Origin of the sequence: Kutzneria buriramensis, assembly GCF_003387475.1 — a bacterium.
Lineage (GTDB): Bacteria > Actinomycetota > Actinomycetes > Mycobacteriales > Pseudonocardiaceae > Kutzneria > Kutzneria buriramensis.
Window position 1 is genome coordinate 329564 of record NZ_QUNO01000011.1, and the last position, 24272, is coordinate 353835.

A 24272-nucleotide genomic window follows, 5' to 3' on the forward strand; every position below is an offset into this window, starting at 1 on the left:
AGCATTGGCCCCATGACGCGGACACTGGTCGTGATCGGCAACGGGATGGTGGGCCACCACCTCGTGCGCACGCTCACCGAACGCGGCGGCGACTGGCGGATCGTCGTGCTGGCGGAGGAGCCGCGTCCGGCCTACGACCGGGTGGCGCTGTCCTCGTACGTGGACGGCTGGGACGCCGGCAAGCTGGAGCTGGCGCCGGTGGACGTGGAGACCCGGCTCGGCGACAAGGTCGTGGAGATCGACCGCGCCGCCCGCAAGGTCGTGACGGAGCAGGGTTTCGTGCAGGACTACGACGCCCTGGTGCTGGCCACCGGCTCGTATCCGTTCGTGCCGCCGGTTCCCGGCCACGACCGCGCGAACTGCTACGTGTACCGGACCATCGAGGACCTGGACGCGATCCGGGCCCACGGCGGCGTGAACGGCGTGGTGATCGGCGGCGGCCTGCTCGGCCTCGAAGCGGCGAATGCCTTACGGCTCATGGGGGTTCGCCCGCAGGTCGTGGAGCTGGCGCCGCGGCTGATGCCGTTGCAGATCGACGAGGGCGGCGGCGCCCTGCTGCGCCGCGAGGTCCTGCGACTCGGCCTCGATGTCCACTGTGGAGTTTCGGTCGCCGGCGTCGAGGACGACCGCGTGGTGCTGTCCGACGGCAGCGAACTTCCCGCCGACATAGTGGTTTTCTCCGCCGGTGTTCGTCCCCGTGACGACCTCGCCCGCACTGTGGGGCTGGAGATCGGCGAACGCGGCGGCATCGTCGTCGACGAGGGCTGCCGCACCTCGGACGAGTCGATCTACGCCGTCGGCGAGTGCGCCTGCATCGACGGCCGCGTCTACGGCCTGGTCGCCCCCGGCTACGCGATGGCCGACGTCGTCGTCGACCGGCTTCTCGGTGGAACCAAGGCCTTTCCCGGCGCTGACACCTCGACCAAGCTCAAGCTTCTCGGCGTGGACGTGGCCAGCTTCGGCGACGCCCACGCGACCTCGCCGGGCGCCCTCGAGGTCGTGCACAACGACCCGGTCTCCGGCTCGTACAAGAAGATCGTGGTCTCCGACGACGCCCGGACCCTGCTCGGCGGCGTCCTCGTCGGCGACGCCGGCGCGTACGCCACGCTCCGCGCCTTTGTCGGCCGCCCGCTCCCGGCCGACCCCGGCTCGCTGATCGCCCCGGCCGGCGCCGCCACCAACACCGCGCTGCCCGACGACGCCCAGGTCTGCTCCTGCCACGGCGTCACCAAGGCGGACATAGTCAAGGCGATCGGCGGCGGGTGCGCCGACGTGCCGTCGCTGAAGACGTGCACCAAGGCCGGCACCGGCTGCGGATCCTGCGTGCCGACGCTCAAGCAGCTGCTCACCAGCTGCGGCGTCGAGCAGTCCAAGGCGGTGTGCGAGCACTTCACCCAGTCCCGGGCGGAGCTGTTCGAGATCATCCGCGCGACGAACATCCGCACGTTCAGCCAGCTGGTCGCCGAGCACGGCACCGGCAGCGGCTGCGACCTGTGCAAGCCGGTCGTCGCCTCCATCCTGGCCTCGCTGAACAGCGGGCACGTGCTGGAGGGCGAGCAGGCCGCCCTCCAGGACACCAACGACCACTTCCTGGCCAACCTCCAGCGCAACGGCACCTACTCGGTGGTGCCGCGCATCCCCGGTGGCGAGATCACCCCGCAGAAGCTGATGGTGATCGCCGAGGTCGCCCAGGACTTCGGGCTCTACACGAAGATCACTGGCGGGCAGCGCATCGACCTGTTCGGGGCGACCGTGGACCAGTTGCCGCTGATCTGGCGCCGGCTCGTCGACGCCGGCTTCGAGTCCGGCCACGCGTACGGAAAGGCGCTGCGCACCGTCAAGTCCTGCGTCGGCAGCACGTGGTGCCGCTACGGCGTGCAGGACTCCGTCGGCCTGGCCATCGAGCTGGAGCTGCGCTACCGCGGGCTGCGCTCGCCGCACAAGCTCAAGGCCGGCGTCTCCGGCTGCGCCCGGGAGTGCGCCGAGGCGCGCAGCAAGGACTTCGGCGTGATCGCCACGGAGCACGGCTGGAACCTCTACGTGGGCGGCAACGGCGGCTTCACGCCCCGGCACGCCGACCTGATCGTGTCCGATGTGGACACCGTGGAGCTGGTCCGGATCATCGACCGGTTCGTCATGTTCTACGTCCGCACCGCGGACCGTCTCCAGCGCACGTCCGCGTGGCTCGAGGCCATGGAGGGCGGCCTCGACCACCTGCGGGACGTGATCGTCAACGACAGCCTGGGCATCTGCGCCGACCTCGAGGCCGCCATGGCGGCCCACGTGCGCGACTACGCCGACGAGTGGCGTGGCGTGCTCGAGGACCCGGTCAAGCTGGCGCGGTTCAGCTCGTTCGTGAACGCGCCCGGCGTGCCCGACCCCACGATCTCGTTCCGCGAGGAGCGCGGTCAGCGTGTACCCGTCAAGCTCGGAATCCCGGAGGTGTCGGCCCGATGACTGCCGTACAGGAACGCACCTGGACCACCGTCTGCCGCTACGAGGACCTGCTGCCCGGGCGGGGCGTCGCCGCGCTGCTGGCGTCCGGCGAACAGGTCGCGGTGTTCCGCACGCAGGACGGTCTCCACGTATTGTCCAACCATGACCCGTTCAGCTGCGCGGCCGTGCTCTCCCGCGGCATCGTCGGCGATCGTGGCGGCGTGCCCGTCGTCGTCTCGCCCGTCTACAAGCAGGCTTTCGAGCTGGCCACCGGCCGGTGCGTGGACGACGTCGAGGTCAACGTGGCCACCTATCCGGTCGACGTCTGGGACGGGTACGTCCGGGTGGGCTCCCCGTGACTGAGGTCGACCCGCTCGCCGGCTACACCGTGGGGCTCACCGCCGCGCGGCGGGCCGAAGAGCTGGCCGCGCTGCTGGTCCGGCGCGGCGCGGCGGTGCAGCACGCGCCGGCGATCCGGATCGTGCCGCTGCTCGACGACGCCCAGCTGCGGGCCGGCACCGAGCAGCTGATGACCCGGCCGGTGGACATCGTCGTGGTCACTACGGCGATCGGCTTCCGGGGCTGGATCGAGGCCGCCGACGGGTGGGGTCTCGGCGAGGACCTGATCAAGCACCTCGGCGACGCCGAGGTGCTGGCCCGGGGCCCCAAGGTCCGGGGCGCGGTGCGGGCGGCCGGGCTGTCGGAGGCGTGGGCGCCCGAGTCCGAGAGCAACGCCGAGCTGCTGGCCTACATGCTCGACAAGGGCGTCGCCGGCAAGCGGATCGCGGTGCAGCTGCACGGCGAGCCGCTGCCGGACTTCGTCAACGCGCTGCGCAACGCCGGCGCGGACGTGACGGAGCTGTCCGTCTACCGGTGGACCGCCCCCGCCGACACCAACCCGTTGGATCGGCTGCTGGACGCCATCGTCGGACGGCAGGTGGACGCCCTGGTCTTCACCAGCGCGCCTGCCGTCGCGTCAACTCTGGCGCGCGCCAAGGCCACCGGCCGGCGCGAGGCCGTGGTGACCGCGCTGCGCAGCGACATCCTCGTCGCCTGTGTCGGCACCATCTGCGCCGGGCCGTTCACGCCGTACAACGTGCCGTGCGTGATCCCCGACCGGGCGCGGATCGGCGCCCTGGCGCGGACGCTGGCCGTCGAGCTGCCCGCCCGGGCGCAGCGGATCCGGTTCGCCACCGCCGATGTGCAGGTGCGGGGCCAGGCCGTCATCGTCAACGGCGATCTTCGGCCCATCGCTCCCGCGCCCATGGCCGTGCTGCGGGCGCTGGCCGAGCAGCCCGGGCACGTCGTGTCGCGGCAGCGGCTCATGGCCGCGCTCCAGCGGGATTCCACTCCCGTGCAGGAACACGCCGTCGAGACCGCCGTCGGGCGGCTTCGCACCGCCCTCGGGGAGCCTCGGCTCGTGCAGACCGTCGTGAAACGTGGTTATCGGTTGGCCTTGGAGGCTTGATGACGCTGGTGCTGGCCGCTCACGGCACCCGGGACCCGGCCGGCGCCCTAGTCGTGGAGGACATCGCCGCCGCCGTTCGGCAACGCCTGGCCGTCGACGTCGAGGTCGCCTACGTCGATGTCCGTTCGCCGTCGCTCGCCGACGTCCTCCGCTCGGTCGACTCCGCCGTTGTCGTGCCGCTGTTCCTCGCCGCCGGCTATCACGTGCGCGTCGACGTGCCGTCCCAGGTTCTGGCGTCCGGCTGCTCGTCCGTGGTGGTGACGCCGGCCCTCGGCCCCGCTCTGTTGATGCTCGACGCCGTGTACGCCCGCCTTGTCGGTGCCGGGTGGGAGCATGGGAACGCCGTCGTTCTCGCCGCCGCCGGCTCGTCCGATGCGCGGGCCGTCGCCGACGTCCACCGCGCCGCCCGGCGGTTGTCGCTGCTGACCGGCTCGGACGTGCAGGTCGGCTTCATCACCTCCGCCCAGCCCTCGGTGCCGGCGGCGGTGGCCGCTTGTTCGGCCGGCCCGGTCGCCATCGCGTCGTGGCTGCTCGCGCCCGGCCTGTTCCACCAGCGGCTCGCCGACATGGGCGCCGACCTGGTGTCGGAGCCCATCGGCGGTCATCCCCGCGTCGTCGACCTGATCGTCCGGCGCGCACAGGACGCCGGAATAGTTGACCTCTCAACAATGTTGGTGGGACAGTAGGCACATCCCGACGAGGAGGCCCCTCATGCCCGCCGTCACCGCCGACACGCTGACCCTGCCGCGGCTGCCCGAGCTGCCCGCCGTCACCATCGAGTGGCGGCCCGTGCTGAAGGTCGTCACCGCGGGCAAGTTCCTGGAGGGCGAGGGATTCCAGGTCCGCCGGCCGTTCCCGAGCGCCGAGATGCCACTGGCCGACCCGTTCCTGCTGCTCGACCACATGGGGGCCGTCGAGTACGGCCCCGGCGAGGCCAAGGGCGCGCCGTGGCATCCGCACCGGGGCTTCGAGACCGTCACGTACATGATCGACGGCGTCTTCGAGCACGAGGACTCCACCGGTGGCGGCGGCATCATCACCGACGGTGCCACCCAGTGGATGACCGCCGGCGCGGGGGTGCTGCACAGCGAACTGCCGTCGCAGGAGCTCGTGGCCAAGGGCGGCCTGTTCCACGGCGTGCAGCTGTGGGTCAACCTGCCCAGGGCCGCCAAGTGGACGCCGCCCCGGTACCAGGACATCGGTGCGCGAGATGCCGCACTGGTGTCGAGCACGGACGGTGGGGCGCTGGTTCGTGTCATCGCCGGCGACCTCGACGGGCACAAGGGGCCCGGCGACACGTACACACCGATCATCTACCTGCACGCCACCGTCGCCGCCGGCGCGCAGCTCGACATGCGCTGGCCCACCAACTTCAACGCCATGGTGTACGTGCTGTCCGGTCGCGGCACCGTCGGTCGCGAGGGGCGACCCATCGAGGAAGGGCAACTCGCCGACTTCGGCTTCGGCGAGGCCGTCACGCTCCGTGCCGCGGACACCCAGCCGCAGGCCGCCGCCAACGCCATGGACGTGCTCGTGCTCGGCGGTCGCCCCATCCGCGAGCCGGTCGCGCGCTACGGCCCGTTCGTCATGAACACCAAGGAAGAGATCTACCAGGCCATGGACGACTTCCAGGCCGGGCGGCTGGCCACCGTGCAGCCCCAGCACCTCGCCCACCGCAGCGACGCCGACACCGATCTCTGACCTCAACGGCCGCTCGATCGGGCCCGATTCGGGAACCCGGTTGAGCGGCCGCTGCCGCTCGTATAGCAATGCCCCGTGATACGTGGCGAGAAGACCGGGCTGCGGGCCCGGCAGGAGAGCGACGTCCCGGTTCTCCACTCCGAGCTCTACGACGACGTGGCGACCCGGTCGCGCGCCGACTCTCGTCCATGGCAACCCGTGCCTTCGGGACACTCACCTTTCGCCGTGACCGGACCGTCGGACGAGGCAGCCTGCTTCTCCGTGGTCGAGCTGGAATCGCAGGAGTTGGCCGGCGAGGCCCTGCTCTGGGGCATCGACACGCACAACCGGATGGCGCACATCGGGATCGCCCTGCGACCGGCATTCCGCGGCCGTGGGCTCAGCGTCGACGTCCTGCACACGTTGTGCGAGTACGGATTTGCCGTGCGCGGGCTGCAGCGCCTCCAGATCGAGACCCTCACGGACAATGCTCCGATGCTCGCGGCGGCGGCAAAGGTCGGGTTCGTCCGCGAGGGAACGCTGCGGCGCTCCGCTTGGGCGTACGGCGAGTACGCGGACGGGGCCATCCTCGGCCTTCTCGCGGATGAATGGACGCCGCGGAGTTGAGCCAGCCACAGCACGACGCCGGCTTGGCGGACGTCATCGCCGGGTTGGACGCCCGCGATCTCGGCATCCAGCGGCGACACGACGACCGCCACCCGGTGAGCAAGCTCGCCGCCGACGACCCGGAATCCGTCGCCCGGCAGCTGCGCGATGCCTTCCCGGAAACGGGCTACTGGCCGCTGCTGTTGTTGGAGGACATCACCTTCACGCCGGAACTGCCGGTGGACGCCGCCGACGGCTGGCGTCCCGAAGACCTGGCGACCGGCCTCGAGGCGGTGGAACTCGCCGCCGGCATCAGCCTCGACGAGGCCCCGCGCTGCGGCTTCTTCGGCAGCACACCGGCCGCCGAAAGGCTTCCGTTCCAACCATTCCCACCACGTCCCGACGAGGCGGCGACGCTCGGCCGGGGCTGGACCCAGCGCCAGCCGGCGCTCCTCGTCATGCCGACCCGCACGCCGGCGGACAGTCTGGCGCACATCGGATTCGGCGGCTGGAACGAAAGCCCGGCGACCACCGGCCACGTCCGATTCCACCGCCACCTCTGGGAAATCTGCGAGGGCATGGTCACCGCCGTGGGCTACAGCCGGATGAACGTGTCGATGCCCGGGCGCCCGCTGGAACCGCTACAAGCCTTCGAACTGGCCGACCGGATCTTCGACTACTGCAACGACATGGAGACCGTGCTGGCCGACTTCCTGTACGCCGACCCCGACGAGGAGGACTTCGTCGCCCTGCTCGCCGGCACGTTCACCGCCGGCCTGCCGACGCTGCCGCTGTGGTGGGACTGACCGTCACGGCCGGTGCCGCTCCACCTCCGCCGCCATCTCCTCGTCGCCGCGCTCCCGCAGTCCGCCGATCACCCCGTCGATGTCCGCCGCCGGTCGGTTCTGGCTGAGCTTGACCTTCGCCTCCACCCGGCTGATCGCCACCTCCACACCGACGATCGCCCGCAGCTGACCGGCGACGAACGCCGGCGGGGCATCGTCCACGGACCACGTCGAGTCGTGCCGAGAAGTGAGCCGCCGCACCACATCCTCAACCCATACCGGATCGTCGTGCACGGTCAAGGTCCCGTACACGTGGGCGGTGACGTAGTTCCAGGTCGGCACGACACGGCCGTGTTCGGCCTTGCTGGCGTACCAACTCGGCGAGACGTAGGCGTCGGGCCCGCGCACGATCACCAGTGCCTCGCCGGAGGAACGCCGCCACTGGTCGTTGTTACGGGCGACGTGCCCGAGCAGGGCATGATGGTCGGCCTCGTAGACGAACGGCAGCAGGGTGGCGACGAGACCGTCGGCGGTGGCGGTGACGAGGTCGGCGGCGCCGTGGTTGGCGAGCAGCGCGCGAACGTCCTCGTCGGTGGCAGCGAAGTGCGCGGGCACGTACATCAGAACAGTCCCAACTGCGGTTGCTCGGGCTGCTCCGGCACAGCCTCCTCCCAACGGTACTTCCGCAGGTCAACCTTGCCGTCCACGGACGGAACGCCCTCGGCTTCGAGCAGGCTGAGCTGCTCGTCGGCCAGGTGCGGCGCGCACGTCCCGTTGGCCCGCAGCACCCGCTGCCACGGCAGGTCGTGCCCGTTCTGCAACACCCGCCCGACCAGCCGCGCCGACGGCGCCCGCGAGATGTCGGCGACGTCGCCGTAGGTGGCGACGCGTCCGGCGGGAATCCGGGCGATCACGGCCCGCACCTGCTCGACGATCACCGGGTCGAGGATCTCGGCATCCATCGGTCAAGCCTCGCAGAGGAACTCGCGCACCAGCGCACCGACTTCCACCGGCAGCATCAGGTACAGCGCGTGCCCGCTGTCCACCTCGTGCACGGTCAGGTCGTCGCCCAGCCGGTCACGCAGCGCCGCGACGAGTTCCGGTGACACGAAGTCCGCCTTCGTGGCGGGAAGCAGGAGTGTCCGCATACCTGGTGGCGGCAGCACCGGCCGCCGTGCCATCTCGCTCCACGCGGCCACCGCCATCACGGTCGAGTACCGCCGACGCCACTGACCATCCGGTTGCTGCACGAAGTTGGCGGGCACCTCCACCTCGACCGCCTCCGGCCGCCAGACGTCGGCGAAGGTGGCCCGTGCGGCGTCGAGGTCGGGCCACGTCTCCGGCTCCAGTTCCTCGAGCGCGACCTCCTCGCACGTCACCGGCGACAGCCCGGTCGACGGGTCCAGCAGGGCGAGCCGCGAGATGCGTTCCGGCGCCATCGCGGTCACGTGCATCGCGGTCGCCCCGCCGAACGAGTGCCCGACCAGCGGCACCCGGTCGAGCTCCAGGGCGTCCAGCAGGTCGACCACGTCGGCGGCGTGCTGTTCCAACGTCCACGGCGGCAGCCGGGTCGAGTCGCCGTGACCACGCAGATCCGGCGCCACCACACGGAAACCCGGCAGCTGCTCGGCGAACCGCCGCCACCGGCCGCCGTGCCCGGACAGTCCGTGCAGAAACACGACGGGCCTGCCGTCGGCAGGCCCGAACTCGTGGACGTGAAGTGTCATGCGCGGATTATGCGCTGTCATCCCACCGATGCAGGAGGGATGCGGGGCCACCGCCGATCCGCCGCCAGCTCGACGGGGGCCCCGCAAATCGTGGTCAGCCGGTGAACTTCCCGATCACCTTGCTGAAATCGTTCGCACCCTGGGAGACACCGCTGCAGGTGTCGCCGTCGGTGCCGGAACCGCAGGCGCGGTCCCGATTGGCCGACCAGTAGGTCAGCCGGGCCAGGTGGTTGCCCTGGGCGTAGGACAGGATGCTGTTGAAGTTGGCCAGCGTCACGGTCTCGCCCGCGTTGTCGGTCTTCCCGTTCATGGACGAGATGCCCATGTGCGCGTATGCCTGCGCGTCGGTCCAGCCGAAGGCGCTCTTGAGCTGTCCCTTCAGCCCTTCGGCCGCGGACTTGGTGTGCGCCCACATGTCGCCGCCGCTGCTGAAGTCGAACGGCATGATCGACCAGACGTCCACGCCGGCGCCCAGCGCCTTGCCCTGCTGGATCAGCCGCTGGCCGTCCGCGTCGGGACCGGACGTCGTGGTGCCCATGGTGACCACGACCTTGAGCCCGGGGTTGTTCTGCTTCACGGTCTTCAGCGCGCCGAGCACCCGGTCCTGCACCGAGTGGGTGCTCATCTCCGTGGCCTCGATGTCGATGTCGATCGCCTTGAGCGAGTACTGCGTGATCACCTTCTGGTAGGCCGCGGCCAGCGCGGACACGCTCGAGCAGTGCTCACCCAGCTTCGCCCCGCCCCAGCCGCCGAACGACACGATCACGTCGCCGCCGGCCTTGCGCACCGCGTTGATCGTGTTCGACGCGGCGGTGGCGCCGCCGTCGAAGGTCGGTGTGCAGCCCCCGTTGGACAGCACGAAGGCGATGGTGAACGCCTTGAGCCCGGTCGCCGACATCGTCGAGGCGACGTTCGGCTGCCAGCCGGCGCCCAGATAGATGTAGGGCGATGCCGTCACCGGGTTGACGGCGGCCGGGGCCGCGTCCGCGACCGTGCCGGCCAGCGCCCCGGTGCCCACGAGGCCGGCGGTGAGCAGGGCCGCCAGGCCGCGTCGGGTCAGCTTCATCGACGTCCTCCGCAGGGTGAGTCAGGTCACAGGCGGTGAAGCGCTTTCCACACTGGACTAGACCAGTTGAAACCGTCAAGAAGGTAGACGATCGGGATCGGTTCAGAAGGGATTTCTGCGCCGAACGGCGGTGCGGTCGTTCGGCCGAACCGTCGATGGCGGTGCGAGCCCAATCTGGTCTATACCAATTGAGAACGCTCCACCGACCGCCGCGTGGTCCCTGCCCCGCTCCTGGAGGTCTGTCATGCGCTTGCGCTCCCTGACCGTCGCCGCGATCGCCCTGCTGGGCGCGTTCACGGCGCCGATCGCCGCCACGGCCGCCGCGGCCCCGCAGTCCGCGGCCACCCCGCAGGCGGCCGGCTCGCCGATCCCCGTCGCGCCGTACGTCGACATGGGCGAGTGGCCGACGCCCGTGCTGTCCACCATGGCGAAAGCCGGCAACCTCAAGGGGTTCACGCTGGGCTTCGTCACCTCGGCCGGCTGCAAGGCCAGCTGGTTCAACGCCTACGACCCGCGAGCCGCCTGGCAGAGCAGCGAAATCGCCAAGATCCGGGCCGCCGGCGGTGACGTGAAGGTGTCCTTCGGCGGCGCCAGCGGCATCGAGCTGGCCCAGGCGTGCAGCAGCGTCAGCTCGCTGGCCGCCGAGTACAACGCCGTGATCAAGGCCTACGGCCTGAAGTACGTCGACTTCGACATCGAGGGCGCGGCCGTCGCCGACCCGACCTCCATCACCCGCCGGTCCCAGGCACTGGCCCAGGTGCAGTCGGCAAACCCCGGCATCAAGATCTCGCTGACGCTGCCGGTGCTGCCGTCGGGGCTGGACACCAACGGGCTGGGCGTGGTCAAGGCGGCCAAGAGCGCCGGCGTCAACCTCGACATGGTCAACATCATGGCGATGGACTACTACATGGGCTCGGCCAACCAGGGCGACCGGGCGGTGTCCGCCGCGAAGGCGACGCAGGCTCAGCTCAAGTCGCTGTACGGCCTGTCCGACGCGGCGGCGTGGAAGAAGGTCGGCGTCACGCCGATGCTGGGCGTGAACGACTCGCAGAACGAGATCTTCTACACCGCCGACGCCACCAAGGTCGTCAACTTCGCCAAGTCGGTGCACCTGGGCATGCTCGCGTTCTGGGAGGTCGGCCGGGACGCCAACGCCTGCACCGGCGCGCTCTACCGCTGCACCAACGTGCCGCAGTCGCCGTACGCGTTCTCCAAGATCTTCGCCGGGTACACCGGCTGAGCGAGCGGGCCTCGCCCTCACCCTGAGGGGCGAGACCCGCGGTGAACCGGGTCGGAAATTGGTGCGTACCAATTCTCGACCCGGATTCACTGCTCTTGGAGGAGTCCCCGATGACCGTTCCCCCTGCCCGCCGCAAGGCGCTGATGGTCGGCGGAGTGATGGCGGCGGCCGTCGTGGTCGGCATGGGCGCGGTGCTCAACGCCGGCTCGCACGACGCGAACGCCGCAGCGAGCAACAACGCGGCCCGGCCGGCGGCGGCGACGAACATCACCGTCGCGCCCTACGTGGACATGGGCCTGTCCGCGGACAAGCTGTCCCAGTTCGCCAGTGCCAGCGGCATCAAGTCGTTCAGCCTCGCGTTCGTCACCTCCGCCGGCTGCAAGGCGAGCTGGTTCAACGCGCACAACATCTCCGACGGCTTCGGCCTCGACCAGGTCAACAAGATCCGGGCGGCCGGCGGCGACGTGAAGGTCTCCTTCGGCGGCGCCACCGGCATCGAGCTGGCCCAGGCCTGCGCCGACGTCAACCAGCTGGCCGCCCAGTACAGCTCGGTCGTCAAGGAGTACAAGCTCACCCACATCGACATGGACGTGGAGGGCGCGGCGGTCGCCGACAAGGCCTCCATCGACCGCCGGTCCCAGGCGCTCGCGTTGGTGCAGAAGCAGAATCCGGGCGTGAAGGTGTCGCTGACGCTGCCGGTGCTGCCCACCGGCCTGACCGCCGACGGCCTCAACGTCGTCAAGTCGGCCAAGGCCGCCGGCGTCGGCATGGACGTCGTCAACATCATGGCGATGGACTTCGGCACCGCCGAGCAGGACATGGGCGCGCGGGTGATCCAGGCCGCGCAGAGCACCGAGAAGCAGCTCAAGACGATCTTCACCGGGCTGTCCGACGCGCAGGCGTTCAAGATGCTCGGCGTCACGCCCATGCTCGGCGTCAACGACACCCAGACCGAGGTGTTCAGCCTGGCCAATGCCAAGGCGGTCGTGAACTTCGCCAACGCCCAGCACGTCGGCTACCTCGGTTACTGGGAACAGAGCCGGGACGCCAACGCCTGCACCGGCGCGCTGTTCCAGTGCACCAACGTGCCGCAGAAGGCGTTCGACTTCGCCAAGGTCTTCGCCGGCTTCAAGGGTTGATTCCTGTGCGGGGCTAGTCGTCGTACGGGTCGTCGGCGACCGAGCCGTACGACGACTCGTCGGAGTCGTCCGGGTCGATCAGCGCGAACCGGGTGCCGAGCGGGTCGGCCAGCACGGCGACCCTCCCGAGCGCCGACCGGTACGGCTTGAACCGCAGCCGTGCGCCGAGCCGCCGGGCCAGGTGCACGGTGGCGTCGAAGCCGACGTCCGGGTCGACGGCGAAGTGCGCGATCCACCGCGCCGGCACGTCCTCCGGGGTGCCCAGCGCCATGCGTACGCGGGCGAGGACCGAGTCCTCGCCCGCGTACCACACCATGTGGTCGAAGCGGCGGCCGTCGCCGAACTGCTTCTGGCCGTAGCCGAAGACCGCGCCGAAGAACCGGTCCGCGAGCGTCGCCCGCCACGTGACGAGTTCGGCCCACACCAGCGATCCCGGCACGCCGGCGGTGAAGTGGACGTGCTCGGACCGGCACAGTCCGACCGCCGTGCCGGTCGGGTCGAGCAGGATCGCGGTGTCGCCGCTGCGTTCGGCGAGCCGGCCGCCGTACCGGCCGGCCAGTCGCGCGGTCGCATCGATGTCGGGCGTCGCCAGGTACGGGGTCCAGCCCAGCCCCGGCTCGTCGGCGCGGCGCAGGCCGGCGACCGGCTCGCCGAACAGCGTGGCGGTGTCGTCGTCGAACTCCCAGCCGAACAGGCAGCCGTAGAAGCGCGCGGTGGCGTCGGCATCGGGTGTGGCGATCTCGAGCCAGCACGGGCTGCCGAGCGCCGGCTTCGTGATGACGGACATGGGTCGCCTCCTCAGGTGTCGAAGAAGGTGCCTGGACTTGAGTATGTCATTACTTTCTCTTTACCTACAACCTCGGCGTCGGAACTGTCAGACCCTCGTGCTTCTATCGACCCGTGGCCCGTAGGAGCACTCCACTAGCCCTGGTGCGCCGGCCGGCGCAGCCTCCGCCCCGGCCGCGCTGGGACGCGACCGCGCGCCGGGTCCTGGAGCGCGAGGGCGGCCCGCTGCGGCTGCTCGGCGGCCCCGGCACGGGCAAGACGACGCTGCTGGCCGGCGTCGCGGCGGACCGGGTGCTGAACACGGGCGTGGACCCGGGGAGCGTCCTGGTGCTGACGTCCAGCCGGAAGGCGGCGGTGGCGCTGCGTTCGCAGATCACCCGCCTGCTCAAGGACCGGGGCCCGACCCGCACGGCCCGTGAGCCGCTGGTCCGCACCGTGCACTCCTACGCGTTCGCGGTGCTCCGGCTGGTGTCCACAAAGGAGGGTTTGCCGCCGCCGAGGCTGCTGGCCGGCCCGGACCAGGACGCGATGGTGCGCGACCTGCTGGCCGGCGACATCGACCTCGGCGCGGGCTACTGGCCGGACAGCCTGCGCCCGGCGCTGCCGATCCCGGGGTTCGCGGCGGAGCTGCGGGACCTCATCCTCCGTGCGGCCGAGCGCGGCCAGGGGCCGGAGGACCTGGTGCGGCTGGGGCGTCAGCAGGGCGTGCCGGAGTGGACCGCGGCCGGCACCTTCTGGCATCAGTACGAGCAGGTCACGCTGCTGGCCGGCAGCGAGGCGCAGGAGTCGGCGGCCCCGGCCTACGACGCGGCGGAGCTGGTGTCGAGCGCGCTGCTGGCGTTCGATCTCGACCCGGATCTGCTGGCCGGCGAGCGGCAGCGGGTCCGGCACCTGCTCGTCGACGACGCCCAGCACCTGGACCACGAGCAGTTCCGGCTGATCCGGGCGCTGGGCGCGGCGGCGCACGAGTTCATCGTCGCCGGCGACCCCGACCAGGCGATCTTCTCCTTCCGCGGCGCGGATCCGACGCTGTTCCTGAACAACGGCGACGGCCCGGTCGAGGTGTTGAAGGTCGATCACCGGATGGCGCCGGAGATCCGCAGGGCGGTCGGCCGCCTGCACGCCCGCCTGCCCGGCGCGGGCCCGCAGCGCGAACTCCTCGCCCGTGAGGACGAGGAACGCGGCAGCGTGCAGATCCGCCTGCTCGCGTCGTCGGCGCAGGAGGCGACCTGGATCGGTGACCAACTCCGCCGCGCGCACCTGTTGGACGAGGTGCCGTGGTCGGAGATGGCGGTGCTGGTGCGGTCGACCGTGCACTCACTTCCCGTGCTGCGCAGGGCACTTCTCGCCGCCGGGGTGCCGCTGGCCGTCCCGGTCGACGAGCTGCCGCTGGCGCAACTCCCGGCGGTGCGGCAGTTCCTGGTGCTGCTCCGCTGCGCGGACGACCCGTCGGCGCTGGACCAGGACACTGCGGCGTACCTGCTCGAATCGCAGCTCGGCGGCGCGGACACGTTGGCACTGCGGCGATTGCGTCGCGGCCTGCGCCGCCTGGAGCTGGCCGCCGGGCGGGACCGGTCCAGCGGCGAGGCGCTCGTCGACGTGATCAACGACAACGACGTGCTGGCGGCGCTGGAGGACAGCGAGGCGGTGCCGGTCCGCCGCATCGGCACGTTGATCAAGACAGCCCGGGCGGCCGTCGAGGCCGGCGCGAGCGTCGAACAGGTGCTGTGGCAGCTGTGGAAGGACAGCGGCCTGGAGCAGCGCTGGTCCCAGCAGGCCACCCGCGGCGGACCGACCGGCGCGCAGGCCGACCGCGACCTGGACGCCATCGTCGGCCTGTTCGACGCGGCCGCCCGATACGTGGACCGGTTGCCCGCCGCCAGCGTCGCCGGCTTCGCGGATTACCTTACGGCGCAACAGATCGTCGGTGACTCGCTGGCGCCGACCGCGCCGCTGGGCGAGGCCGTCACGGTGATCACCGCGCACGCGGCGGCCGGCCGCGAGTGGACGGTCGTGGCCGTGCCGGGCGTGCAGGAGGGCAGCTGGCCGGACCTGCGCATCCGCGGCACTTTGCTTGGCGTGGAACGGATGCGGGACCTGCTCGACGGCGTCGATCCCGGCGACGTGGTGTCGGCGACCGCGCCGCTGCTGGCCGAGGAACGCCGGCTGCTGATCGTCGCCGCCAGCCGGGCCAAGCGAACGCTGCTGGTCAGCGCCGTGCGGGGCGAGGACGAGCAGCCGTCACGGTTCCTCGACGAGTTGGAGGGCACCGCCGCCGACCCGGAGGCGGCGGTCCGCCCGGTGTTCACGCCGCCGCGCGGGCTGGTGCTGTCCGAACTGGTCGGCGAGCTGCGCCGGGTGTGCTGCGACGCGGAGGCGGAGCCGGGCCAGCGCCGCCGGGCCGCCGCGCAACTCGGCCGGCTCGCGGCCTCCGGGGTGCCGGGCGCGCATCCCGGTTCCTGGTACGGGCTGCCGGAGGTGTCCACCGACAGTCCGTTGTGGACGGACGAGGACACGGTCAGCGTCTCCCCGTCCACGATCGAGGTGCTGAGCAAGTGCCCGCTGCGCTGGATGGTGGAGCGGCACGGCGGCGAGGACCCGGCCCAACTCGCCTCCATCACCGGCACCCTGGTGCATGCGCTGGCCCAGGCTGCGGCCAGCGGAGTGGACAAGCTGGAGCTTCGCGTGCGGCTGGACGAGGCGTGGGCGGCGGTGGACGCCGGCGCGCCCTGGTTCTCCCGCCGCGAGCGCAACCGGGTGCAGAAGATGCTCGACTCGTTCATGGCCTGGTTCGAGCGCAGCCGCGCCGAGCTGACCCAGGTCGCCGTCGAGCGGGACCTGACCGTGCAGGTGCCCAAGCAGGCCGACGGCCCGTGGCTGCGAGTGCGCGGCCGGGTGGACCGGCTGGAGGTCGACGACCAGGGCCGGCCCGTGGTCGTCGACATCAAGACGGGCAAGCAGCCGGTCACCAAGGACGAGGCCCAGGACCACCCCCAGCTGGCCGTCTACCAGCTGGCCACCCAGCTGGGGGCGTTCGAGGAGCTGGGCCTGTCCGAGGAGCCGGGCGGCGCCCGGCTCCTCTACGTGTCCAAGGAGGACAAGAAGACCGGTGCGGCGGAACGGGTCCAGGCGCCGCTGGACCCGGACACGTCCAAGGTGTGGCTGGCCACCGTGCAGGAGGCGGCGTCCTCCTGCGTGGGGCCGGAGTACACCGCGACCGAGAGCCCGGACTGCTCGCGCTGCCCGGCGCGGACGTCCTGCCCGCTGCACGAGTCCGGACGTCAGGTGGGGGAGTGATTGACACGACGTGACGTCTGCGGCGACGACGCCGCCTCGGGCGTCGACCAGACCGCGGTCGACCGCAGCCAGGTGTCCACGGCCCAGCGCCAGCGCAGCGCCTCGGCCAGCGAGCCCTCCGGCGGGGAGAACCCCGTCAGCTCGCCGAGCCGGCGCAGGCGGTGCTTCACGGTGTTGGGGTGCACGTGCAGTGCCAGCGCCGTGGCGTCCACCCGGCCGCCGTGGTCGAGGTAGGTCAACGCGGTCGACGCCAGCAACCGGTGGAACTCGTCGGTGCCGGCGAGGCCCGCCAACAGCTCGTCGGAGAGCATGCGCCCCAGCGCGGGATAGCTGTCGGTGACCAGGTCGACAGCCAGCTCGGTGAGGCGCACCGGCCCGACCAGGCCACGGCTGCGCCCGGTCTGGAGGGCCGCCCGGCTCGCCTGGTACGCCGCGGCGAGATCCCGCGGCAGCACCGGCGGCGCCACCACGGCGAGCACGTCGGCGACGGACGTCAGGTCCGGCAGCTGCACGGTGACGCCGCAGACGAGGCCGTCCACGGTGACGCAGAACGTCTCCGCCAGCGCCGCCTCCGCGCGGCGGGCCTGGCGCGGGTCGCTCACGTCGGCCAGCACCACGTGGTAGTGCCGGTCCTCGGCGAGGCCGGTGTTGACCACGCCGGTCGCCGGCCCGCCCTTGAGCAGCTCGCGCAGCGCCTGCACGCGGGCGGCCTGGGCGGTGCGGGCCAGCCGCAGCTCCGCCTCGCGGTAGGCCTCCACGAGCCGGTTCTGGAGCTTGTTGGCGTAGCCGTCCAGCTCCAGCAGCGCCGCCACGAAGTCGTCGGCGAGCATCTCGTGCTGGCGCAGCCGGCCGCCGAGCTCGCGCAGCACGTGCGCACGCCCGGTCTGGAAGCCGGCCAGCAGCGCCGACAGCGGGACGCCCTGCAACGCGCGATCCGTCGCGAGCCGGTCGGCAGCCTCCACGCCCAGTCCGGTGGAGTCGATGAAGGCCGCCGACGCGACGCCCAGCAGAGCGGCGATGTGCCGCCGCACCTCGGCGACGGGGAGCGCAGCCACCTGCGGTGACTGCGCCCGGACCTCCGTCACCACACCGTCGAGCACGTCCGGGTCCGCCCGCATCTGCTCCATGATGCGGCGCAGCGTGGCGCGTCCAGCCGTCTCCTCGGTCGTCATGGTCACCTCAGGACAGCGAGCCGAGCACGGTCGGGTCGACCTTGGACACCCGTTCGCGCTGCGGGAAGGTGCCGACCGGGATGCGGGCGACCTCGGTGCCCGAGCGGTAGTCGACGACCGACACCGCGTTGGCCTGGCTCAGCGACACGTAGCAGTAGTTGCCGTCGGTGCTGGTCTGGCCCCAGTAGGGCAGGCTGTTCGTCGGGTAGTTGACGAATGCCTTGTCCACCAGGCCGTCGGTGTTCACCAGCGCCACGTAGTCGTCGATGGTGCCGACGTCGCACAGCGTCTTGCCGTCGCCGGACAGGGCCAGGCCGTGGTGCGCCGAGTTCTTCGGGTAGTCGTCCGGCTTGAGCGACTTGGCGTGGTCGCTGAACGGCTGGTTGACCGTGGCCACGATCTTGCCGGCGTTCAGGTCGTACTTGACGAAGCCGTTGAGGTAGGACAGCTGCGCGTAGAACGTGTTCCCGTCCGGCGCGACCAGGTTGGGCCGGATGCCGTGCGGGAACGTCCAGGTCTTGACCACCTGCATGGTGGCGGCGTCGATCTTGGTGAGCTGGAACGCGCCCTTGGCCCACTCCAGCGACTGCGGCAGCGAGATGTTGCCGATGCTGGAGTTGTAGACGTACTTGCCGTCGGGCGTGTAGTCGTTCTGGTGCGGGTAGTTGCCGGTCGGGGCCGAGCCGACGATCTGGCCGTTGGCGGTGTTGATGAACTCCGCCTTGTTGGCCGTGGTCGCCGACACCACGAACCGGGTGCCGTCGGGGGACAGCGAGGCGTGGTCGGCGTGGAAGCCGTCCAGCCGGGTGTGCCACAGCTCCTGCTTGCTGGCCAGGTCGAAGGCGGCCACGTCGTCGAGGTTGCCGCGGGACACGTAGAGCGTGCGGCCGTCGGGGGACAGGGCGGCGTCGTCGACGAACCGGTCGCCGCCCTCGATGCCCTTCACGGTCTCGTACCCGATGCGCTGGATCGGGTCCATCTCGTTGATCCGCTGCTGGAGATCAGGTATGACGTTGAAGCTGCCGAGATTGGCGAAGCCGCTCTCGTCGATGAAGCTCACCGAGCCCGTCTGGCTGTTGCCCACGAGCAACACGTTCTTGAGCGCGGTGACGTGCGGTGCAGGGCTGGCGGTGGCTGCTGGGGCGGCGACGGACGCCGCGGCCAGCGCCGCGGCCAGAAGGATGCGCACGGTCGGCATCGGCCTAGTCTGGGTTAAATCGGTGTGACCCAGATAGACGCGACCGGACCAATATGAAACTTCTTCATTGTTTGTGACGGACAACGGCTGCCCCGATCGGCCGCACGGCGGGTCCGTTTCGGTCTCTGAGGTGCGACGACCTAGCGTGGTGCCCGTGCAACTGGTCAGCCCGCAGGAGGTGGCGGCCGCGCTCGGCCTGCCGCCGCCGACGGACGAGCAGGCCGCGGTGATCGCGGCCCCGGCGCAGCCGGCGCTCGTCGTCGCCGGCGCCGGCGCGGGCAAGACCGAGACCATGGCTGCCCGGGTGGTGTGGCTGGTGGCCAACGGCCTGGTCACGCCCGACCGGATGCTCGGCCTGACCTTCACCCGCAAGGCCGCCCGTCAGCTCGGCGAACGCGTCCGGGCCCGGCTGCGGCGGCTGGCCGGCTCCGGCCTGCTGGACCAGTTGGACCCCGGCGGCGATCGGCGGGCGCTGGTGCTGTCGACCGAACCGACCGTCCTCACCTATCACGCCTACGCCGGCCGACTCGTCGGCGAGCACGGCCTGCGACTGCCCGTCGAACCCGGCGCGCGGCTGCTCACCGGCACGGCGTCGTGGCAGCTCGCGCACCGCGTGGTGGCGACGTGGACCGAGGACCTGGACACCGACAAGGTGCCCGCGACCATCACCGGCTACCTGCTGGCGCTGGCCGGCGAGCTCGCCGAGCACCTCGTCGACCCGGACAAGATCCGTCGGCACGCCGAGTGGCTGCAACAGGTGATCGAGTCCGCACCGAAGGGTCCGCGGCAACGCGCCGAGGTGCCCACCGCGCTGCGCGAAATCATCGCCGCGCAGCGGTTCCGGGTCGCCATGCTGCCGTTGCTCGACGCGTACCAGCTCCGCAAGCGCAAGGAGGCGGCGCTCGACTTCGCCGACCAGATGGCGCTGGCCGCACAGCTGGCCAGCGGCTTTCCCGAGGTCTCGGCGGGCGAGCGCAACCGGTACGGGGCCGTGCTGCTCGACGAGTACCAGGACACCGGGCACGCCCAGCGGGTGCTGCTGCGGTCCCTGTTCGGCATCGGCGGCGACCCGATGCCCGTCACGGCCGTTGGCGATCCCGCACAAGCGATCTACGGCTGGCGCGGGGCCAGCGCGGCCAACCTGCCCCGGTTCACCACCGACTTCCCGCTGATCGACTTCCCTGGGGCCGCCCCGCGCCCCGCCCCGAAGTACGGCCTGCTCACCAGCTTCCGGAATCCGCCCGAGGTGTTGGCCGTGGCCAACGCCCTGTCCGGTCCGCTGCGCGCGGCCGGCCTCGACGTCGACGAGCTGCGCGCGAAGCCCGGCGCCACGCCTGGCGACGTGCACTGCGCCCTGCTGCCTGACGTGCGGGCCGAGGTCACCTGGTTCGCGGACGAGCTCGCGGCGCGGTGGGAGGCGCAGTTCGACGCCACCGGCAAGCCGCCGACCGCCGCCGTCCTGGTGCGACGCCGGGCCGACATGGACGCCATCGCCCACGCACTGCGCGAGCGGGGGCTGCCGGTGGAGGTCGTCGGTCTCGGCGGCCTGCTCGACGAACCCGAGGTGCGGGATCTCGCCAGCGCGCTTCGCGTGCTCATCGAGCCCCTTGCCGGCACTGCCGCCGCACGTCTGCTCACCGGCTCCCGGTGGCGGCTCGGCGCCGCGGACATCGCCGCGTTGTGGGACCGTGCCGGCCAGTTGGCCGGGCGGCAGCGTCCCAGCAGCGGCGACGATCCGTTGGCCGCGATCACCGACGCGCTGCCCGGCGAGCACGCCGAGCAGGCCGGACTGGTCGACGCCATCGACGATCCCGGCGAACCCGAGAACTACTCGGAAGCCGGCTACAAGCGGATTCGCCGGCTGGGCCACGAGTTGGCGATGCTGCGGCGCCGGCTCGACCAGCCGCTGCCCGACCTCGTCGCCGACGTGGAACGCACCCTGCTGCTGGACATCGAGGCCACCGCCCGGCCCGGTCGTGTCGGCCGCGCGCACCTCGACGCGTTCGCCGACGTCGTCGCCGACTACGCGTCCGCCAGCCCGTCCGCGACCCTGCCCTCGCTGCTGGATTACCTGCGCACGGCCGAAAACGCCGAGGACGGCCTCGAACCCGGCGAGGTCGAGGTCGCCGAGGACCGGGTGCAGATCCTCACCATGCACGCGGCGAAGGGCCTGGAGTGGGAGATCGTCGTGGTGCCGCACGTCGTGCGCAACGTCTTCCCCGGGCCGCGCAAGTCCTCGTCCTGGCTGAAGAACATCACCGAGCTGCCCGCCGACCTCCGTGGCGACAGTCAGGACCTGCCCAAGCTCAACCTCGCCGGCGCCTCCAACCGCAAGGAGGTCGAGGAGGCGATCGCCATCCACAACGAGGAGTTCGAGGAGAGACGCCTTGTCGAGGAGCGGCGACTGTGCTATGTGGCGCTGACCCGGTCGGAGCGAGTGTTGCTCGTTTCCGGGCACTGGTGGGGTGAGACGGGGGAGAAGCCGCGCGGCCCCTCGGAGTTCCTCGACGAGGTCCACGCCGTGTTGAGCGTCGGCGACCGGCCGCCGGGCATGGTCGACGAGTGGGCGCCCGCGCCGGCCGAGGACGACGTGAACCCCCTGATCGCCGACGTGCGCACCGCGCGCTGGCCGGTGGACCCGCTGGGCGCTCGCCGTCAGGCCGTCGCCGACGGGGCCACAATGGTCCTCGCCGCCATGGCCGATCTGTCCAACCCCGAACGTGAACATGTGGAGGGCGCACAACAGCCGGAAGAAGATCCCGAGGGCTGGGCCGCCGACGTGGACGTGCTGCTGGCGGAACGAGAAGCCGCGCGGAGCCGCCGCGAACTCGTCGCGCTGCCCGACCAGCTCACCGTCAGCCAGCTCGTCGAGCTCGCCGACGACCCCGACGCGCTCGCCCGCCGTCTCCGCCGCCCGCTGCCGTTCCCGCCGAACCCCTTGGCCCGGCGCGGCACCGCGTTCCACGCGTGGCTCGAACAGCGCTTCAAGTCCAACCGGCTGTTCGACCTCGACGAGCTACCCGGCGCCGCCGACGACGTCATCGGGCAGGAGACCGACGCCGACCTCGCCCGTCTGCGCACTGCGTTCCTCGCCAGCCAGTGGGCCGACCGGGTGCCGGTCGACGTCGAGGTGCCGTTCGAGACCGAGGTCGACGGCGTCGCCGTGCGCGGCCGGATGGACGCCGTCTACGCCGATCCCGACGGCGGCTGGACCGTCGTCGACTGGAAGACCGGCGCCGTCCCCGAGGCCGACAAGCTGCCGGCCCTGTCGGTGCAGCTCGCCGCCTACCGGCTGGCTTGGGCGGCGCTCCAGAACGCGCCGGTGGACAAGGTGCGCGCCGCGTTCCACTACGTGCGGCACGACCACACTCTGCGCCCCGCCGACCTGCTCGACGCCGAGGGTCTGAAGCTGCTCCTCAGCACGGTGCCCAGGGCCTGAGCCGACTGTTCACGGGTGCTGGTCGGCGCCGTCCCAGTGCTGGAGCAGGACCGCGCCCGGCGCGGTGACGTGCGCGTACAGCACCTCGAGCAGCCACCGGCTGAACGGCGACGGCCCGAACTCGCTGGCCCGGTCCTCCGGCGCGACCTCGACCCGCGCCGGGCCGTCGTCGCCGGCGCGCACCAGGCCGACGCCGTAGTAGTCCAGCTCGATCAGCGGCCACGGGTCGTAGTCGGCGCTCTCGGGCACCAGCACGGCGCACGGCGCGAGGGTCATCAGTGTGCCGCAGGACTCCAGCGCCTGCTCGACGCCGGCCTCGGTGACCAGGATGCCGACCAGGTCGATCGCCGACACCGGCACCACGTCGTGGAAGGCGGGCTCGAACCAGGAGTGGAACCAGGACGGATCCGGCGCCGGCGGCCAGCCGTTGGCGGTGCGCCACTGGTGCACGTCCGCGCGCAGCCGAACCACGGCCGACACTCGCTGACCGAGGACGGCCACATCCGAGATCACCGTGCCGTGCCACCCGAGGGCGGACACAGCGTGCTGGGTTCGCGACTGCACGCGATCATCCTATGGTCAGGGCCGCCGGGGCGACAGGGTCTTGCAGATGGCCAATTGCAGGAAACATACGGCTCAGGCGGCCGAACGGCTCACCCGCAGCGCCCAGACCACCAATGGAACCTGGAGCGGAAGCCGCGCGACAGTGGCCAACCTCTCGGTTCGGGACCGGTTCCAGGCGTCCACCGCCATCTTCACGTTCGCCGGGAAGACGGCCGCGAACAGGGCCGCCGCGGCCAGCCCGCCGAGCCGCCGGGTGCGGGGCGTCGCCACCGCCGCGGCGACCGCCAGCTCGGCCACGCCGGACACATACGTCCAGGTCCGGGCGCTGCCCGGCAGCGTCGTCGGCACGATCCGGTCGTACGGCTTCGGGTAGGCGAAGTGGGTCACGCACGCTACGGCCAACAGGGCGGACAGCGCGAGCGCCGGACGGGCTGTGGTCATGGACCGAGCGTGACACGACGGGTCCCCTCCCGGCGAGGTGATGCGGGTCCCAGCAGGTCGAACGGGATGTGGTGGGGAAGTTACCACGACGTGACCATGATCGGTTGAAAACTTACCTAAGCGGGGGAGGTGATCACCGGGTGGGCCGACCGTTACCCTCCGGCAGCATGAGCAGCAGCGGCGACGGCCTCGCGGGCCGCCCCGGACACGCCCTGGTCGGCGTGGTGCGGATGCCGGCCAACGGCGGCAGCCCGGTCCGGACGATCACCCGCCGCGTGCTGTTCGCGCTGCTGGCGCTGGTGGTCACCGTGGTCATCGTCTACGCCGACCGCGGCGGCTACCGGGACAGCAACGGCGTCGCCGGCCACGGCCTGAGCCTGATCGACTGCGTCTACTACGCGCTGGTCTCGCTGACGGCCACCGGCTACGGCGACATCGTGCCGGTCACCGAGGCCGCCCGGCTGGTGAACATCCTGGTCATCACCCCGCTGCGGGTGCTGTTCCTCATCGTGCTGATCGGCACCACGCTCGAGGTGCTCACCGAGCGCTCCCGGCAGTCGTTCAAGATCCAACGCTGGAGGTCGAAGGTGCGCGACCACGTGGTCGTCGTCGGGTACGGCACCAAGGGCCGCGCCGCGGTCGCCACCCTGCTCGGCGAGGGCGTCGAGCCCGGCCAGATCGTCGTGGTGGACATGACCAAGCCGGCGCTGGAGGCCGCCTCGGCCCGCGGCCTGGTCACCGTCACCGGCTCCGGCACCCGCTCCGACGTGCTGCGCGTTGCCGGCGTGCCGAAGGCCCGTGCGGTGGTCATCGCCACCAACCGCGACGACACCGCCGTGCTCGTCACGCTCACCGCCCGCGAGCTGGCGCCCAAGGCGCACCTCGTGGTGTCGGTGCGCGAGGCCGAGAACGAGCACCTGCTCCGCCAGTCCGGCGCCGACCAGGTCGTGGTGTCCAGCGAGACGGCCGGCCGGCTGCTGGGCATGGCCACCAGCACGCCGAGCGTCGTCGCCATGGTCGAGGACCTGCTCACCCCGGACGTCGGCCTGGCCATCGCCGAGCGCGAGGTGGAGGACGGCGAGGTCGGCGGCTCGCCGCGGCACCTGTCCGACATCGTGCTGGGCGTGGTCCGCAACGGCACGCTCTACCGGGTCGACGCCCCCGAGGCCGACGCCATCGAGACCGGCGACCGGCTGCTGTATGTCAAGAAGGTCACGCCCGCCTGATT

The 24272-nt window shown here is 71.4% G+C and carries 21 protein-coding genes; 12 read left to right on the forward strand and 9 right to left on the reverse strand.

The genetic code is table 11. From position 1 onward, the window contains the following. The first annotated feature begins 12 nt into the window (after positions 1 to 12). From nirB to BCF44_RS31430, 7 genes are all read left to right on the forward strand, one after another. The gene (gene nirB, locus BCF44_RS31400) at positions 13 to 2457 is read left to right on the forward strand and encodes a nitrite reductase large subunit NirB (protein ID WP_116178020.1); all 2445 of its coding nucleotides are present in this window, start codon (positions 13 to 15) and stop codon (positions 2455 to 2457) included. Further along, the gene (nirD, locus tag BCF44_RS31405; RefSeq protein WP_116178021.1) at positions 2454 to 2795 is read left to right on the forward strand and encodes a nitrite reductase small subunit NirD; all 342 of its coding nucleotides are present in this window, start codon (positions 2454 to 2456) and stop codon (positions 2793 to 2795) included. The genes nirB and nirD overlap by 4 nt, the downstream gene beginning before the upstream one ends. Beyond that, complete coding sequence (locus BCF44_RS31410; protein ID WP_116178022.1) at positions 2792 to 3904, forward strand: uroporphyrinogen-III synthase; 1113 nt, start codon at positions 2792 to 2794, stop codon at positions 3902 to 3904. The genes nirD and BCF44_RS31410 overlap by 4 nt, the downstream gene beginning before the upstream one ends. Then, positions 3904 to 4590: a sirohydrochlorin chelatase gene (locus BCF44_RS31415; RefSeq protein WP_116178023.1), complete on the forward strand. Its 687-nt coding sequence runs from the start codon at positions 3904 to 3906 to the stop codon at positions 4588 to 4590. Before BCF44_RS31410 ends, BCF44_RS31415 begins: the two co-directional genes overlap by 1 nt. Before the next feature lie 25 nt (positions 4591 to 4615). Beyond that, positions 4616 to 5605: a pirin family protein gene (locus tag BCF44_RS31420; RefSeq protein WP_116178024.1), complete on the forward strand. Its 990-nt coding sequence runs from the start codon at positions 4616 to 4618 to the stop codon at positions 5603 to 5605. 75 nt (positions 5606 to 5680) lie between these two features. Next, positions 5681 to 6211, forward strand: a complete 531-nt coding sequence (locus tag BCF44_RS31425; protein WP_116178025.1) for a GNAT family N-acetyltransferase — start codon at positions 5681 to 5683, stop codon at positions 6209 to 6211. Continuing rightward, positions 6193 to 6996 (forward strand): DUF4253 domain-containing protein, encoded by an 804-nt coding sequence (locus BCF44_RS31430; RefSeq protein WP_116178026.1) that lies wholly within the window; start codon positions 6193 to 6195, stop codon positions 6994 to 6996. Before BCF44_RS31425 ends, BCF44_RS31430 begins: the two co-directional genes overlap by 19 nt. 3 nt (positions 6997 to 6999) lie before the next feature. On the opposite strand, the gene BCF44_RS31435 is transcribed toward BCF44_RS31430, so the two are convergent. The 4 genes from BCF44_RS31435 to BCF44_RS31450 all read right to left on the reverse strand — a co-directional run bounded on the left by BCF44_RS31435 (position 7000) and on the right by BCF44_RS31450 (position 9768). Continuing rightward, positions 7000 to 7596, reverse strand: a complete 597-nt coding sequence (locus tag BCF44_RS31435; RefSeq protein WP_116178027.1) for an FMN-binding negative transcriptional regulator — start codon at positions 7594 to 7596, stop codon at positions 7000 to 7002. Next, entirely contained in the window at positions 7596 to 7937 is a 342-nt protein-coding gene (locus tag BCF44_RS31440) for an MGMT family protein (protein WP_116178028.1), read from the reverse strand. Before BCF44_RS31440 ends, BCF44_RS31435 begins: the two co-directional genes overlap by 1 nt. A gap of 3 nt (positions 7938 to 7940) precedes the next feature. Beyond that, entirely contained in the window at positions 7941 to 8702 is a 762-nt protein-coding gene (locus BCF44_RS31445) for an alpha/beta fold hydrolase (protein WP_116178029.1), read from the reverse strand. A gap of 94 nt (positions 8703 to 8796) precedes the next feature. Continuing rightward, positions 8797 to 9768: a chitinase gene (locus BCF44_RS31450; protein WP_116178030.1), complete on the reverse strand. Its 972-nt coding sequence runs from the start codon at positions 9766 to 9768 to the stop codon at positions 8797 to 8799. A 244-nt stretch (positions 9769 to 10012) separates the two neighbouring features. Here BCF44_RS31450 and BCF44_RS31455 point away from each other — a divergent pair, with 244 nt between their 5' ends. Together BCF44_RS31455 and BCF44_RS31460 are read left to right on the forward strand one after the other, a co-directional pair. Then, positions 10013 to 11008 carry a chitinase gene (locus BCF44_RS31455; RefSeq protein WP_116178031.1) on the forward strand — a complete coding sequence of 332 codons (996 nt, stop codon included), beginning with the start codon at positions 10013 to 10015 and terminating at the stop codon, positions 11006 to 11008. 110 nt (positions 11009 to 11118) lie between these two features. Beyond that, positions 11119 to 12147 (forward strand): chitinase, encoded by a 1029-nt coding sequence (locus tag BCF44_RS31460; RefSeq protein ID WP_246015776.1) that lies wholly within the window; start codon positions 11119 to 11121, stop codon positions 12145 to 12147. Between the two features lie 13 nt (positions 12148 to 12160). On the opposite strand, the gene BCF44_RS31465 is transcribed toward BCF44_RS31460, so the two are convergent. Beyond that, on the reverse strand, positions 12161 to 12934 hold the full coding sequence (locus BCF44_RS31465; protein ID WP_116178032.1) for a VOC family protein: 774 nt from the start codon (positions 12932 to 12934) through the stop codon (positions 12161 to 12163). 113 nt (positions 12935 to 13047) lie between these two features. Between BCF44_RS31465 and BCF44_RS31470 the strand changes: the two genes are divergently transcribed. Further along, positions 13048 to 16230, forward strand: coding sequence for an ATP-dependent helicase (locus BCF44_RS31470; protein ID WP_116178033.1), 3183 nt, complete (start codon positions 13048 to 13050; stop codon positions 16228 to 16230). Here the strand turns inward: BCF44_RS31470 and BCF44_RS31475 are convergent. Together BCF44_RS31475 and BCF44_RS31480 are read right to left on the reverse strand one after the other, a co-directional pair. Further along, complete coding sequence (locus BCF44_RS31475; RefSeq protein WP_147328704.1) at positions 16215 to 17402, reverse strand: RsbRD N-terminal domain-containing protein; 1188 nt, start codon at positions 17400 to 17402, stop codon at positions 16215 to 16217. The genes BCF44_RS31470 and BCF44_RS31475 overlap by 16 nt on opposite strands. A gap of 7 nt (positions 17403 to 17409) precedes the next feature. Further along, the gene (locus BCF44_RS31480) at positions 17410 to 18600 is read right to left on the reverse strand and encodes a YncE family protein (protein ID WP_116178035.1); all 1191 of its coding nucleotides are present in this window, start codon (positions 18598 to 18600) and stop codon (positions 17410 to 17412) included. 160 nt (positions 18601 to 18760) lie between these two features. Here BCF44_RS31480 and BCF44_RS31485 point away from each other — a divergent pair, with 160 nt between their 5' ends. Beyond that, positions 18761 to 22039, forward strand: coding sequence for an ATP-dependent helicase (locus BCF44_RS31485; RefSeq protein ID WP_116178117.1), 3279 nt, complete (start codon positions 18761 to 18763; stop codon positions 22037 to 22039). 9 nt (positions 22040 to 22048) lie between these two features. Here BCF44_RS31485 and BCF44_RS31490 read toward each other — a convergent pair whose 3' ends face one another. Both BCF44_RS31490 and BCF44_RS31495 read right to left on the reverse strand, forming a co-directional pair. Then, positions 22049 to 22603 (reverse strand): hypothetical protein, encoded by a 555-nt coding sequence (locus BCF44_RS31490; protein ID WP_116178036.1) that lies wholly within the window; start codon positions 22601 to 22603, stop codon positions 22049 to 22051. 72 nt (positions 22604 to 22675) lie between these two features. Continuing rightward, positions 22676 to 23044, reverse strand: a complete 369-nt coding sequence (locus BCF44_RS31495) for a DoxX family protein (protein ID WP_116178037.1) — start codon at positions 23042 to 23044, stop codon at positions 22676 to 22678. Between the two features lie 167 nt (positions 23045 to 23211). On the opposite strand from BCF44_RS31495, the gene BCF44_RS31500 reads away from it, so the two are divergent. Continuing rightward, positions 23212 to 24270, forward strand: a complete 1059-nt coding sequence (locus BCF44_RS31500; RefSeq protein WP_116178038.1) for a potassium channel family protein — start codon at positions 23212 to 23214, stop codon at positions 24268 to 24270. Positions 24271 to 24272: the final 2 nt, after the last annotated feature.